This is a genomic window from Coprococcus ammoniilyticus, assembly GCF_025567345.1.
Classification (GTDB): Bacteria; Bacillota; Clostridia; order Lachnospirales; family Lachnospiraceae; genus Coprococcus; species Coprococcus ammoniilyticus.
Genome location: NZ_JAOQJS010000003.1, coordinates 351357 through 366429, shown reverse-complemented (window position 1 = coordinate 366429; position 15073 = coordinate 351357). Strand labels below are relative to the sequence as shown.

The following is a 15073-nucleotide window of genomic DNA, read 5'->3' as shown; positions in this document are numbered from 1 at the left end:
AACAGAACAAAATCAGGCAGATGAGTAAAAAGAAGGAGAGTAAACTATGAGAAAAGGTAAGAAATTTATCTCAGCGGCACTAGGGTTTGCGCTGGTATTCCAGTCGTTTGCCGGAATTGGTCCGGTAGCTGTCGCTGCAACGGGAGATGTAGATATCAATTCGACATTTACCGACGCGAACTTTCGGTCATATGTATCATCGAATTTTGATACAAATAAAGATGGCACGTTGTCAGAAAAAGAAATTGATGCGGTAACATCATTGAATGTAAGTATCAGTACATATTCAAAGAAGATATCAAGTCTTGCAGGCGTGGATGTATTTACGTCACTGGAATATCTGGACTGTTCCGGTCAGGCAATTGGAAGTCTGGATGTAGCGGATCTGGAGAATCTGAAATCTATTAATGCATCGAGCGACCAGTTGACGACATTTACATTACCAAAGAAAGCAGAACAGCTTGCTTCTGTTAATCTTTCCTATAATCAGATCACAGATATCACATTCCAGACGACTTATGCAGCTCTGAAAGAATTAAATGTATATGGAAACCAGCTGACTTCGATCGATCTGTCAAAGCTGCCGGCACTTGTGCGGCTGAATGTTGGTTACAACGTATTGTCGGCACTGGATCTGAGCAAGAACACGAATCTGGAATTCCTGCACTGTCAGAATATGACAAAGCTTCATACGTTAGATATATCAAGCAACAGTGTGGATCATACAAAATTAGCCTATGTTGATTGTTCCTACATGCTGTCAGGTGGAGAAGGTGGAATCAATGAGCTGGATATTACAGGTGATACCGGTCTTAAGACACTGATCGCAGATGATAATGCCATATCTGTATTAAATATGGATGGAGCAACGTCGCTCCAGATACTGAGTGTAGCAGGAAATAAGATCAAGTCAATCGATGTGTCCAAAGAATCCAGTCTGGAAACATTGAACCTGTCCAATAACAGTATCCAGTCTGTGGATGTCAGCAAGAATGCGGTTCTGAAATATCTGAATCTTGGAGCTATGCTGTTAAGCACGATCGATGTTACGAAGAATCCGTTACTGGAGAAGCTGGATCTGAATTCCAACCAGCTCATGGATATCGATGTGAGCAAAAACACAGCACTGACAGAGCTGGATCTTTCGGATAACCGTTTACAGAAAATTGACGTTAAGAATAATACAGGTTTAACTACATTGAAGCTGGATAATAATGCTTTGGTTGCAATCGATGTATCTTCCTGTCCTGGACTGTTGGAGGGTGAGTTCTCCTGTACAAATAACAGCAGACATATTTCTCTGTCAGAGCCAAACTACATCTTTAATATGGCGAATTTGGTAGCCGATGGATATCAGTCAGAGTATTCCGGTGTAGACCGTAAGGATGATACGATCGGATATGCATGTATCCGTACGACGGATCAGAATGGTAATAATCTGATCAAGAATGCAACACTTCAGGGATACACCTTATATACAGACGTTACCAATGAAAAGACACAGAATGTTGAATATAGTTACTATATCGGACTTGGAAAACAGACAGCAAAGTTTAAATTAATTGTTGATAATCCATTATCCTTAATTGTATGGTATACCTCAAATGGCAGCATTGTGAATAGCGGAAATGCAGAGTTAAGCCTTCGTGTCGGTGATACCACAACATTAGTTGCAAAGGATAAGAAGGAGAACGAATATTCCAAGGATATCATTTCCTGGAGCTCCAGTGATCCAAAGGTATTCAAGGTAGATAATGATGGCACGCTTACCTGTGTTGGCGCAGGAACAGCAACCCTTTATGTAAATATCAATAACAAAGCAAGAGCTTATATGACGATCAGCTGTCATAAGCCGGTAACAAAGGTTGTATTAAAAGACAAACAGAATGTTGAATATAATGATGGTGATACGATCGACCTGGTAGCAGGAAGCTGGGTTGGCGATGACCTGAAAACAAAAACACTTACAGCAACCTGCTATACAGATGAAGGCGTAGCAGACAAAGAGTATTCAGGCGTTACTTATAAGGTTACAACAACAGCAGATAAAGACAGCGCATCAAATTATAAAGTTGCAACTTGTACCAATGCAGGCGTGTTGACAGCAAAGGGGGCAGGTACAGTATACTTACATTGTATTTCAAAGGATTCAGGTGTAGATACAGTGTTAAAGGTAAATGTTTCCCAGATGGGCGAAGGTGTAACACTGTCAGAACAGAAGACAACGATGTTCACAGGTGTATCTAAGACATTCACAGCAACAGTAACACCGGATACCGCAACAAACAAAGAACTTGTATGGTCATCCAGTGATGAAACCGTAGCGCAGGTTGACCAGAATGGTAAGGTAACAGCAATTTCTGAAGGAACTGCTACTATATTCTGTAAGCTGAAGGCAAATCAGGGAATATATGCAAGAGCAGAGATCACAGTATATACAAGTGCAAATGGTGTAACCTTAAATCACACAGAATATACCCTGATCAAGGGAGCAACTGCAGAGGAAAGAAGAGTAACACTTGTTGCAAAGATCCAGGCAGAAGATACATCTTTATTTAAACCGAAATACAGCAGCAGTAATCCGGAGATAGCAACCGTAGGAACAACCACGGGTATTGTAAGTGCAGTAGCACCGGGAGAAGCCATTATTACCTGTACGATTGCAGATGGTATATCAACCGAGTGCAAGATCACAGTTATACAGAGAGTAACCGGAATCCAGATTGTAAGAGAAGGAACTGTTATGAATTCCGGAGAGAAGATGAAAGTAACAGCAAATGTTATGCCTGCAGATGCAAGTAATCCGGATGTAGAGTGGTCATCTTCGGATGAGAACATTGCAGCAATTGCTGCTGATGGAACGATCACTGCATTAAAGCAGGGTAAAGTAATCATTTACTGCAAGGCTCTTGATGGAAGCGGTAAACAGTCACAGTTTAATCTTACAATTAATGAACTTGCAAAAGATATTACCGTTGATCAGACAAATGTAGTCGCATATATTGATAAAGATACGGTTGTAAAAACAAAGGTAACACCGGATACAGCAACCAAAAAGACACTGTCCTGGTCATCGGATGATACATCCATTGCAACCGTTTCGGGTGGAACAATGACAGTAGATGGAATCTCATATACGATCGGAAGAATCCGTGGTGTTGCACCGGGAACAACAACGATAAGATGTACAACACAGGATGGAAGTAATATTGAAAAAGAAATTAAAGTCACAGTTGTACAGCAGATCACAAATATCACACTGGATAAGACAACAGTTGAGATCAATGCAGGCGAAAAAGCTTCGATCGCAGCATCTGTATTACCGGCAAATGCAGGTAATAAGAAGGTTGTATGGTCATCTTCCGATGAGAAGATCGCAAAAGTAGATCAGAAGGGTATGATCACAGCGGTTGGAAGAGGTACAGCCGTAATCACATGTAGTGCTGCAGACGGAATGGGTGCTAAGACAACCTGCCGTGTAACGGTTAAGCAGAGAGTTACATCAATCAAGTTAGATGCAACGACAATGAAATTATTTGTGGGCAATAAACAGTCCTTAACACAGACGGTATTACCGGAAAATGCGAATATGGCTACTGTAGAGTGGAGCTCCTCAAATGCAAAGGTTGCACAGGTAACATCTTATGGTCAGGTTACTGCAATGGCAGCAGGAAAGGCAGTTATTACATGTAAAGCAAAGGATGGAAGCGGCGTATTCGCAACTTGTAGTGTTACGGTTGTAAATCCGGTACAGTCCATCAAACTGAATCAGACGCAGAGAACAATCTTAAAGGGTAAGAAATATACCTTAAAAGCAAAGGTTGGACCAAAGAATGCAACCAGCAAGGCTGTAACCTGGAAGTCTTCAGACAAAAAGATTGCAACAGTAAGCTCAAAGGGTGTTGTAACTGCTAAGAAAGCAGGTCGTGTAACGATTACATGTACTGCGAAGGATGGAAGCAATGTTTACGCAACTTGTTCTGTAACCGTTGCAAATCCGGTTAAGACGATCAAACTGAATAAGAAAAAGGTTACGATCAAGAAGAAGGGATCCTATCTGTTAAAGGCAACAGTAGGACCAAAGTCAGCAACCAATAAGGCTGTAACCTGGAAATCTTCAAACAATAAAGTTGCTACAGTATCTGCAAGTGGTCTTGTAACGGCTAAGAAAAAAGGTAAAGTAACGATTACTGTTAAGGCCAAGGATGGCAGCAAGAAATCTGCTAAGTGTACAATAACAGTAAAGTAAACATACGAATTGAATGAACATGTCCGGTGTTCCGGGGCATGCAAACAGCAAAAAGCAGGATATCCGATACCTCCGATGAGGAGTGAGGATATCCTGCTTTTTATAAAATATCAGGGCAGTTGTGCAGACATGGATCTCATATCTCATTTGCCTTTTTCATTTTAGGGTTTGTTCATTTTTGATGTGGTGTCCGTATAAATTAAATAAGCCCTTCTCAAAAGGAAAGGGCTTATCTAATATCTTCAACAACAAAGAAAAAAATTATGAATTAAGAACTGTCTATATAATAACGATAAATTATGAACAAATTATGACCATAAAAACAACGATTTGCAAATTAAAAGTAAGTTTTTTTTGACATATTTTCATACGTTGTGCGTTTTATACAAAAAAATCCATGCGCATTGTTTATCTTGATGAATTCACCGGGCGCATGGATTTTTGATTGTATTTTTTGATATACAGGCAATTAATGTAATAAGTGATCGACCGGAAGATATACAGGAAGTCCATCTTTATACTGTAATGAAACCTCACCGATGATCAGAGGACGAAGATAGTCGATCATTTCGTCTGTGACATCATTTCCTGCTTCATTGATCCATTCAACCGGAACGGATTTTGCTTCGTTTGCAATATCAGCAACATCGGCGGATTTGATCACCCACTGATACGGATCGTTTGAGATTCGTTCGATCGCAGCCATGATACCGGTCTTGCCTTCAGCAGCATATTTGACTGCTGCCTGGCCAAGAGAAAAAGATTCTGTAATATCGGTTCTGGATGCAATATGACCGGCACAACGCTGTAATACATTCAGCTCGATGGAACGTACTTTAACACCGATTTCATCACGAACCAGATATTCCAGAGCCTTGCCGGCACCGCTTAACTGTGCATGACCGAATTTGTCTGCAACAGCGGAATCTGAGCTGATGTAGTTGCCGTCAGCATCGTGAATACCCTCCGAAACAGCAACAATAACCGTTTTCTGTTTTGTAAGTTTATCTTTAACATCGGCTAAGAACTGTTCTTTTGAAAATGCAACTTCCGGAAGATAGATCAGATCCGGAGCCTGACTGTAGGTTGTTCTGGCCAGAGCGGAAGATGCAGTCAGCCAGCCGGCATCCCGCCCCATAATTTCGATGATGATAACTGCCGGAATCTTATAGATATAAGCATCATGTGCAATCTCTAATACGGTGGAAGCCACATATTTGGCAGCAGAGCCAAAGCCCGGTGTATGGTCGGTTGCAAACAGATCGTTGTCGATCGTCTTTGGTACTCCAATGATCTTAACATCTGACTGGATGGATTTGGCATAGTTGCTGAGCTTTAAAACTGTATCCATGGAGTCATTTCCACCGATATAGAAGAATGCACTGATTCCATATTCTTCAAAACGTTCAAATATCTGCTTATATGGAGCGGGATCCTCGGTATAATCCGGGAGCTTGTAACGACAGGAGCCAAGATACATGGCTGGTGTAAGCTCCAGTGTATTCAACATAGGAAAATGGGAGAGTGCCATCAGTGACATATCCATCATATTATTTTCCAGAACGCCGGTAATACCATGCAAAGAACCATAGATTCTTGTAAAACTACCGGATTTTCGAACTCCATCGATCACACCGGCTAAAGAAGCGTTGATTGCAGCGGTAGGACCGCCGGATTGAGCTACGATACAATTTTCTTTTTTCATTTTTGTCTCTCCATTCTTTTGTTCTATCAATTACTCAGTAGTGCTGTCAGATTTCAGCTAACTGAATGATTCCTTTTTTATAGAGGATATCCGGAACGTAGGACATCTTAGACTTACGAAGTCCGGGAAGTCCGAGATCCTCTTCGCGGTTTACATAGGTATAAGCCTGAAGCTCATGCGTGACAAATGACTGATTGATCATAGGATAGATGCCGTCAATACTGTCATCTGCTTTCTCAAAATGTACGTCAAAGGTATCTGCGGTCAGCGGTTCCCCTAAGGTAAATGCAGACGGGATGTGATTGACGTAGATGATTCCTCCGGTCATCTGAAGTTTTTTCCTGTTTGCAAGAGCTTTCCGGATGATATTATATTCATAAGCATGTTCTTCTGCAAGATCCGGCTGCAGGACATCGTGTTTTTCCACCCAGTATCTGGCGACTGCAAGACAGGCATCGATGTGCTCATCTGTGATTGTATAGTATTCATAATCCGGGTAATTACGCAGAAAGCTGTTGATATGATTCCGTTTGCCATGCAGCTTCTTTCCACGCAGACCGGTCAGCTTTTCTACCGTGTAGATATAGTCAAAATCACCTGGATCCAGAGTATAAGAGAAGTTTTTGCCGTACCAGCCGGAGATGATTTCATACATTTCCAGTGTCGCACAGTGGACACTGGGGGTTACACCCTTTGACTGAAACCAGGCACAGATTTCTTCAAATACGGCTTTTGCATTCTGAAGATAGACAGGATCCTGAAGATCTTTCACAAAATCTTTGCCTTTGCCGAGCGGAAACGTAAAAGAAGAAGGTTTTCCGCCTTCTTCTGATATAAATACAAGCATACCAGAGAGGATTGTATAGGATACATGGTATTCCTCTGCCCATAAGATGGCATTTCCAGGACAGAAACCACAGTCTCTGATACTGGTACCTCTCAGATACGGAGTTAAAATGTCAAGTTGCGATAAAGTTGGTTTTATAAGTTCCATGTATATGTCTTTCTAATTCTTAATTCTTCTACTATATTTTTATTCAGGACTATAGAGCAGGGTTAACAGATTCTTACGACCGTAGGTCATAAGGCCGTCAATGATCGCTTTTTTATTGTCCTCTGAAGTCCTGATCTCAACAAGCTGCAGCAATGCATTTACATAGCTGGTCCAGCGTTCATAGATCTTGCGCTGTGCATCTGTCGATACCGGAGGAAGCGAGGTGACTGGAGCATCGTCATCATCCGAGGATACGCCTGTTATATGGAATACAGGAGAGTCCGGTGTCAGGGCTTCAATTCCGTATGCGATCATATAGAGCTCTTCGGTTCGCACCAGACCGCAGTCATACATTTCCACAACCAGATCATTGATACATTCTTCCAGTTTGTTGAAATGATGTTCGCAGCGGAGACGGGTGATCGCATCGCCATCTTCCATATCCTCTTTGTTATACCAGTAACCCATATCGGCCTCTGTGTCACCTTCCAGTGCCTCTTCATATTTCTTTTTCACAGCAGTTGTCCGGCGGCTTCGTTTGTTTGCCATTTTTTCCTTTGATACCTGGACAGACCAGACAATCAGAGCGATAAATGCAAGAAGAAGTAATATGCCAAAAACAACTGTCAGAATCGATTTGATCATAGTTCATTACCTGCCATATTATTGATTGGATCTGCATAAAATGCAATAAAAAAAATCATACCTACAACACATTATACTACAGAGTGCCATTCCTTTTCAATTCTTCTATTTGAAAAAATGAAGGCAATAACCAAATTTTAGGTCTTGCATGAGTAGTATGCCTATAGTATAATTACGTTAAAGCTGAGATGTACTAAGCTTCTTGCGATTTTGAACCTACATTTGAATAAAAGGGATTCCTATATTGCTGTTTGCGATGTCAGGCCTCTTCAAACGTGGAAGGCAGAGATTCAGTTGCGGTTGCCCACCTAGCATTGGCTAGGACTCAAAATGCAGGAACGCATTTCAGTTTTCAACAAATGATAAAGAGAGCAGCATCTATGATGCTGCTTTTTCTTTCGATATACATGTGCAGTAGAGCACATGTATAAATAAATTATGTCACAGGAACTGGAATTTTATGAAAAATTTTTTAAAATTTTTAACCTTTTGTGTGATGATCCTGTTGGTCGTTTTGATCATTTATGCAGGAAAATATGCTATAAAAGAAAAAGAAGAAATACCGGAAGAATATAAGCAGACCGATATTTCCATATTATCAAATCTTCGGGATTCAGCAGGTGCCGATGTTGTAAAAGAGTCGGACGGTCAGGCAGATAAACAGGCACGGGAAGCCATGCAGACCGATCATACAGCGGAGCTTCCTGTTTTGTCGGAGCAGAACATGCCAGATACGATCCGTGTTCTGTTGTCCGATGACGGAAGCTACTGGCAGTCAGAAGTCCGGGTGAGCAGTGATTCGAACTTTCGTGTTATCTGCGGGCAAACAGAAACAAGCTATAAGAAAGGAACGGAGATTGATCTGGTAGAGCTTACCGGGGACGCAGATCCGGTTTCCTTAACGATCATTCCGGAGCAATATGGAAAACTGACAATAGAGAGCTTTCATAAATCAGAAGGAGCACCGTCCTATCGGGGAAAGCTGCAGATAAAAAAACAGGGAAATAAATATTGTATTGTAAACGAACTGGCGTTTGAGGAATATCTGTATGCGGTTGTTTCCAGTGAGATGCCTTCCTCATATGAGAAAGAGGCGCTGAAAGCACAGGCGGTATGTGCAAGAAGCTATGCAGTTAGAAGGATCCAAGATGGTGCATTTGAAGAATATGGGGCGGATCTGGATGACACAACTGCCAGTCAGGTATATAACAATGTATTTGAAACAGAGGAAACGATTCATGCAGTACAGGAAACCGAGGGACAGATCCTGACCAATGACGGGGATGTGGTAAATGCATATTTCTTTTCAACCTCCTGTGGAACGACATGTCGGAATGATGATGTCTGGGGTGGAGAAAAGTTAGATTATCTGAATGATCAGTTGGAGATTTACACAGAGGCGGATCGGAAACGGTTAGGAGATGCAACTGTTATGCTCGATCATGGATATTTTCAGATAGGGGATGGCAGATTGTCAACGGAAGAGGTATTCCGTGCATTTATCGATCAGACGGTCTATGTGAACAGTATTGAGAAAGAAGAACCATTTTACCGCTGGCAGGTTACGCTGACGGCAGATCAGATACAGACACTTGCGGGTGCAGATATCACGGATCAGACCGGAGAGATTGAGAAAGTCCGGATCACGAAAAGAGGAAATAGCGGAATTGCCCGGAATATGGTATTATACGGGAAACAGAGTTCTGTTACGATTGAAGGACAGATGGAGATCCGTGAACTTCTGTGTTCACCGGATGTTGTGATCCGAAAACAGGATGGAAGTGAAACATCAGGTTTTGATCTGCTGCCAAGTGCGTATTTTTATATTACGCAGGATAAAGAGGGAAATTATCAATTGCATGGTGGTGGCTTTGGTCACGGAGTCGGCATGAGCCAGAATGGGGCAAATGATCTGGCAGAAGCAGGATATGGATATGAGGAGATCCTGTCTCATTATTATAATGGAACAGAACTTGAGAAATTGAGAGAAACGGGAAATAAAACAAATGAAGAATAAAGTAAACCGGGTGAAAGAAAAAATCGAATGGATCCAGAATCTTACAGTTGTACGGATGGTTCAGGGAGCAATGAGGATCAACAAGGATAATCAGTTGTCTGCGTTTGCGGCACAGGCGGCTTTCTTTCTGTTGCTTTCTTTTTTTCCATTTGCAATGATGCTTCTGATCGGCATTCGTTTTCTTCCGGTAACACAGGCGGAGTTTATAGAGCTGGTAGCGGAGATGATACCGGGAAAGATGGCAGAGACACTCAGATTTATGGTCGATGAAATCTACAGTACGCAGGTTGGAACGACGATGATCGTGTCAGCAGTCGTAGCAGTCTGGTCGGCGGCAAAAGGAACGATGGCGATCGAACGAGGACTCAATTTTATGGATCGGACGAAGGATACCAAGAATTATATATTACGAAGACTGACAAATGCATTATATACGCTGATATTCTGCGTGATGCTGATCGCACTGGTCGGAGTATATGTTCTTGGCAATACGATCATGGAAGATATTCTTGCAAAGACAAACTGGGTGGATTATTCCGAGAAGATCTTCTTTTATTCCAGACTGTTAACTGCGCCGGTGCTGGTATTTGCAGTTATTTTACTAATCTATTGTCGTCTGCCGGATAATCATCTGCGTTTGAAGACAGCAATACCGGGGGCGGTATTCACAACTGTCTGCTGGGTATTGTTATCAGCGGCATTTTCATCCTATCTTACTTATTTTGGAATCAATACTTATATGTATGGCAATCTTGGAGGCATGGTCATCGCAATGCTCTGGCTGTATATCTGTATGTATATCCTGCTTTTGGGAGCAGAGTTGAATCTGTTCTTCCGTGATGAGATCTGGTCTGTATTCCGGAAAATCCACACAGACCTTCATAAAAAAGATTAAAACTTTATAAAAAATAGTTGAAAAAACGACAGGAGAGAAATATACTAAGCGTATATGAGACGAGGGGAAATCGTTCAATAAATGGAGGAAAGTTTAATATGAAAAGAAGAACATGGAAGGATTCAGGTTTTTCACTTGTAGAGCTGATCATTGTGATCGCGATCATGGCAATTCTTGCAGGTGTACTCGCACCGGCACTTATCAAATACGTAAAAAAATCCAGACTGCAGGTATATCTTGATACGGCATCAGAGATTGAGAAATCCGTTGTTAATATGGTGGTTGATGCAGAGGAAGATGGCTATGCGATCCGTGCTGTGACATATAAAGGTTCAACGGATGGTGGTTCAGGATCAGGAACGTTGATCTGTGCAACTGCTTCCGGTTACGCAGATATGGCGAATTCTTCAGATAAATCAAAGTATTTTTCTGAAATGTTTCAAGCAATGGGAATGGGCAGTATTACCCTGTATATGAATGGTGGGATTCCACTTCAGATCGCATTGTCAGAAAATGGAAAAGTCGTTGCCTCAGATCCGGCAACAGGTGTGAGTTCTGAGATCCTGTTATCTGACCGGCGTGGGAATCTGAAGGCAAAACTTGTCTATTCAACAGAAAAATCTGAATGGGTGATCGCAGAAAGTTATTGACACATATTAAAAATGTGCTATATTTAAGTATAGTTTTAACCATCTTGACTATAAGCGGATGGAAGAGAAGACGTTGAAGATGCAAAAGATGGGATATGTCTGACAGAGAGATCGGGTCATCGGCTGGAAGCCTGATCGAGCACCATATTTCATTTAATTTCACATCCGAGTTTTATCTCTGAGAATTCTTTAAACGGAAGCGTAGGAGATAACGGGTTATGACCGTTATAACATAGAATGAGTGCTGACAGCGCCGGGAAGACCGGATGTCAGAATCAGGGTGGTATCGCGGTTGCTCCGTCCCTTTGTGGACTGGGGCTTTTTTTGTGTACATCATCGAGCCGGGAGGCAGGAGGGTGTATCCCAAGTAGGAGTATTCCGCATGTTTATTCACAAATATTGAGAAAATATAAATAAGGAGAATGAAAGATGAAAGACAGATTAGAGGCAATCAAAGCAGCAGCACTTGCCAAGATCAATGAAGCAGATGTGCTGACATCCTTAAATGATGTAAAAGTATCTGTACTCGGAAAGAAAGGTGAACTGACCCAGGTATTAAAGGGTATGAAAGATGTAGCACCTGAAGATCGACCAAAGGTTGGACAGATGGTAAATGAAGCAAGACAGGCGATCGAGACAGCCTTAGAGGAAAAATCAAAGAAGATCAATCAGTCACTTCGTGCAGAGAAGATGAAGCGCGAAACGATCGACGTTACCCTTCCGGGAATCAAGAAGATTGATGGACACAGACATCCGAATCAGATCGCTCTTGAAGATCTGGAACGTGTCTTCATCGGTATGGGCTATGAGATCGTAGAAGGACCTGAAGTTGAATATGATAAATATAATTTCGAATTATTAAATATCCCTGCAAATCATCCTGCAAAGGATGAACAGGATACCTTCTATATTACAAAGGATATCCTGCTCCGTACACAGACATCTCCGGTACAGGCAAGAATCATGGAGAAGGGCCACCTTCCGATCCGTATTCTTTCACCGGGACGAGTATTCAGAGCTGATGAATTAGATGCAACACATTCACCATCCTTCCATCAGGTAGAAGGTCTGGTTATTGATAAGAACATTACGATGGCTGACTTAAAGGGAACTTTACAGCAGTGGGCAAAGGAATTCTTTGGTGAGAACACAAAGGTTAAGTTCCGTCCACATCATTTCCCATTCACAGAGCCATCAGCAGAGATGGATGTAACCTGTTTCAAATGTGGCGGCAAGGGCTGTCGTGTATGTAAGGGCAGCGGCTGGATCGAGATTCTTGGCTGTGGTATGGTTCATCCGAAGGTACTTCATGACTGTGGCATTGATCCGGAGGAATATTCAGGATTTGCATTTGGTATCGGTCTGGAGCGTGTAGCACTGTTAAAATACGAAATCGACGATATGCGTCTTCTTTACGAAAACGATGTACGTTTCTTACAGCAGTTCTAAAAAACAGGAAAAGGAGATAGAAAAATGAATACACCACTTTCATGGATAAAAGTATATGTGCCTGATCTTGACGTAGAGGCACAGGAATTTGTCGATGCAATGACACTTTCCGGTTCACATGTAGAAGGTTTTGAGAAGAAAGACAAGAATCTTGAAAAGATCGTAGTTGGTAAGATCGTTAAGATAGAAAAGCACCCGGATGCTGACAAGCTGGTTGTATGTCAGGTCGATATCGGAGCAGATGAGCTGCTTCAGATCGTAACCGGAGCACCAAATGTAAAAGAAGGAGATCTGGTTCCTACCGTACTTGACGGCGGTAAAGTAGCAGGCGGACACGATGGCGGAGAGCTTCCTGCTGATGGAATCAAGATCAAGAAGGGAAAACTTCGTGGCGTGCCATCTTATGGTATGATGTGTGCGATTGAGGAGCTTGGATCATCCAGAGAGCTGTATCCGGAAGCACCGGAAAACGGTGTCTATGTATTCCCTGCGGAAGCAGATGTAAAGCCGGGTGATGATGCGGTAAAGGCACTGGGACTGGATGATGTTGTTGTAGAATATGAGATTACATCAAACCGTGTAGACTGCTTTTCCATGATCGGTATGGCAAGAGAGGCTGCTGTTACATTTGACAAGCCATTCTACCCACCGGTGATCAAGAAAACAGGAAATGATGAAGATGTAAATAACTATGTATCTGTAGAAGTTCAGGACACAGATCTGTGTAAGCGTTACTGCGCAAGAGTTGTAAAGAATTTAAAGATCGGTCCATCACCAAAATGGATGAGAGAGAGACTTGCTTCACAGGGAATCCGTTCGATCAACAATCTGGTTGATATCACAAACTATGTAATGGAAGAATATGGACAACCAATGCATGCGTATGATCTGTCCACAATTGCAGGAAATAAGATCGTTGTCAGACGCGCAAAGGATGGCGATACATTTGTGACGCTTGATGGTCAGGAAAGAAAGCTGGATAAGGATGTTCTGATGATCTGTGACGGAGAAAAAGAAGTTGGTATCGCAGGTATCATGGGTGGTGAGAACTCCATGGTAACGGATGATATCCAGACCTTATTATTTGAAGCAGCCTGTTTCGATGGAACCAATATCCGTCTGTCATCCAGAAGACTCGGACTTGCAACAGATGCTGCATTCAAGTTTACAAAGGGACTTGATCCAAATCTTGCAGAAGAAGCAATCAACCGTGCATGCCAGCTGATCGAAGAAATGGGTGCAGGTGAAGTTGTTGGCGGTATGGTTGATGTATATCCGGATCCTGTACAGCCTAAGGTGCTTCCGTTTGAGCCTGAAAAGATCAACAAGCTTCTTGGTACCGATATTGATGAAAAGACCATGCTTGATATATTTGATAAGCTGGAATTAACATATGATGAAGCAGCAAAGACACTTACTGTTCCAACCTTCCGTCAGGATTTAAACTGCATGGCAGATCTGGCAGAAGAAGTTGCCCGTTTCTATGGATATGATAAGATTCCGATGTCACTTCCAAAGGGTGAAGCTACCGTAGGTAAGAAGCCATACAGCCATAGAATCTATGACATTGCAAGAAACATTTTGGAAGGAAACGGATTCTCCGGTGGTATGTGCTATTCATTTGAAAGCCCGAAGGTATTTGACAAATTACTGCTTCCTGCTGATTCCATTTACAGAAAGGCGATTACGATCGCAAATCCGCTGGGTGAGGATTTCAGTATCATGAGAACGGTATCCTTAAACGGTATGCTGACTTCTCTTGCAACAAACTTCAATCGTAAGAATAAGGTTGCACGTCTGTATGAATTCGGAAATGTATATCTCCCAAAGCAGCTCCCACTGACAGAGCTTCCGGAAGAATGTATGAAGCTCACGATCGGTATGTACGGCGAGGGTGATTTCTTCAACTTAAAGGGTGTGATCGAGGAGTTATTTGATAACCTTGGTATGAAGAATATCTGTACCTATGTTCCTACAACAGAGCATCCATTCTTACATCCGGGCCGTCAGGCAAATATCGTAAAGGACGATACCGTTGTTGGTTATCTCGGTCAGCTTCATCCGGAAGCATGCGATAACTATAACTTAAAGGGTGAGATATATGTAGCAGTTCTCGATATGCCAAATGTCGTAGCACTGTCATCCTTCGATATCAAGTATGAAGGCATCGCAAAGTTCCCCGGAAGTACCAGAGACTTAAGTATGGTTATGGACAAGAGCATCTTTGTCGGTCAGGTAGAAGAACTGATCAAGAAGTGTGGCGGCAAGTTGCTTGAAAGCTATAAGCTCTTTGATGTATATGAAGGCGAGCAGATCGCAGCCGGTAAGAAGTCTGTTGCTTACACGATGACTTTCCGTGCAAAAGACAGAACCTTAGAGGCCGGAGAAGTCGATAAGATTATTGAGAAGCTTGTAAAAGAATTAGGAAAGCTGGGCATCGAACTCAGAGCCTAATTTACAGGTTGGAAT

The 15073-nt window shown here is 42.2% G+C and carries 9 protein-coding genes; 6 read left to right on the top strand and 3 right to left on the bottom strand.

Annotation, left to right across the window (positions count from 1 at the left end; all coding sequences use genetic code 11):
* The first annotated feature begins 46 nt into the window (after positions 1-46).
* On the top strand, positions 47-4249 hold the full coding sequence (locus OCV60_RS06215) for an Ig-like domain-containing protein (protein ID WP_262529768.1): 4203 nt from the start codon (positions 47-49) through the stop codon (positions 4247-4249).
* 469 nt (positions 4250-4718) lie between these two features.
* On the opposite strand, the gene OCV60_RS06210 is transcribed toward OCV60_RS06215, so the two are convergent.
* The 3 genes from OCV60_RS06210 to OCV60_RS06200 are packed head-to-tail and all read right to left on the bottom strand — an operon-like array spanning position 4719 to position 7593.
* Positions 4719-5954 carry a 6-phosphofructokinase gene (locus tag OCV60_RS06210; RefSeq protein ID WP_021944724.1) on the bottom strand — a complete coding sequence of 412 codons (1236 nt, stop codon included), beginning with the start codon at positions 5952-5954 and terminating at the stop codon, positions 4719-4721.
* A gap of 46 nt (positions 5955-6000) precedes the next feature.
* The gene (locus tag OCV60_RS06205; protein ID WP_021944723.1) at positions 6001-6948 is read right to left on the bottom strand and encodes a DUF2156 domain-containing protein; all 948 of its coding nucleotides are present in this window, start codon (positions 6946-6948) and stop codon (positions 6001-6003) included.
* 39 nt (positions 6949-6987) lie between these two features.
* The gene (locus OCV60_RS06200) at positions 6988-7593 is read right to left on the bottom strand and encodes a hypothetical protein (RefSeq protein ID WP_021944722.1); all 606 of its coding nucleotides are present in this window, start codon (positions 7591-7593) and stop codon (positions 6988-6990) included.
* A gap of 460 nt (positions 7594-8053) precedes the next feature.
* Here OCV60_RS06200 and OCV60_RS06195 point away from each other — a divergent pair, with 460 nt between their 5' ends.
* The 5 genes from OCV60_RS06195 (at position 8054) to pheT (ending at position 15058) form a co-directional block, all read left to right on the top strand.
* Positions 8054-9610: a SpoIID/LytB domain-containing protein gene (locus OCV60_RS06195; protein ID WP_021944721.1), complete on the top strand. Its 1557-nt coding sequence runs from the start codon at positions 8054-8056 to the stop codon at positions 9608-9610.
* Entirely contained in the window at positions 9600-10505 is a 906-nt protein-coding gene (locus OCV60_RS06190; protein ID WP_262529762.1) for a YihY/virulence factor BrkB family protein, read from the top strand. The genes OCV60_RS06195 and OCV60_RS06190 overlap by 11 nt, the downstream gene beginning before the upstream one ends.
* Positions 10506-10603: 98 nt before the next feature.
* Positions 10604-11155, top strand: a complete 552-nt coding sequence (locus OCV60_RS06185; RefSeq protein ID WP_021944719.1) for a pilus assembly FimT family protein — start codon at positions 10604-10606, stop codon at positions 11153-11155.
* A gap of 429 nt (positions 11156-11584) precedes the next feature.
* Entirely contained in the window at positions 11585-12604 is a 1020-nt protein-coding gene (pheS, locus tag OCV60_RS06180) for a phenylalanine--tRNA ligase subunit alpha (protein ID WP_262529759.1), read from the top strand.
* A gap of 24 nt (positions 12605-12628) precedes the next feature.
* Positions 12629-15058 carry a phenylalanine--tRNA ligase subunit beta gene (pheT, locus tag OCV60_RS06175; protein WP_262529757.1) on the top strand — a complete coding sequence of 810 codons (2430 nt, stop codon included), beginning with the start codon at positions 12629-12631 and terminating at the stop codon, positions 15056-15058.
* The last annotated feature ends 15 nt before the right edge of the window (positions 15059-15073 follow it).

Bases quoted from the DNA above. Each gene is read 5' to 3' on its own strand.
- OCV60_RS06215 (WP_262529768.1), top strand. From the start codon at position 47: ATGAGAAAAGGTAAGAAATTTATCTCAGCGGCACTAGGGTTTGCGCTG.
- pheT (WP_262529757.1), top strand. From the start codon at position 12,629: ATGAATACACCACTTTCATGGATAAAAGTATATGTGCCTGATCTTGAC.
- OCV60_RS06190 (WP_262529762.1), top strand. From the start codon at position 9,600: ATGAAGAATAAAGTAAACCGGGTGAAAGAAAAAATCGAATGGATCCAG.
- OCV60_RS06185 (WP_021944719.1), top strand. From the start codon at position 10,604: ATGAAAAGAAGAACATGGAAGGATTCAGGTTTTTCACTTGTAGAGCTG.
- OCV60_RS06210 (WP_021944724.1), bottom strand. From the start codon at position 5,954: ATGAAAAAAGAAAATTGTATCGTAGCTCAATCCGGCGGTCCTACCGCT.
- pheS (WP_262529759.1), top strand. From the start codon at position 11,585: ATGAAAGACAGATTAGAGGCAATCAAAGCAGCAGCACTTGCCAAGATC.
- OCV60_RS06205 (WP_021944723.1), bottom strand. From the start codon at position 6,948: ATGGAACTTATAAAACCAACTTTATCGCAACTTGACATTTTAACTCCG.
- OCV60_RS06200 (WP_021944722.1), bottom strand. From the start codon at position 7,593: ATGATCAAATCGATTCTGACAGTTGTTTTTGGCATATTACTTCTTCTT.
- OCV60_RS06195 (WP_021944721.1), top strand. From the start codon at position 8,054: ATGAAAAATTTTTTAAAATTTTTAACCTTTTGTGTGATGATCCTGTTG.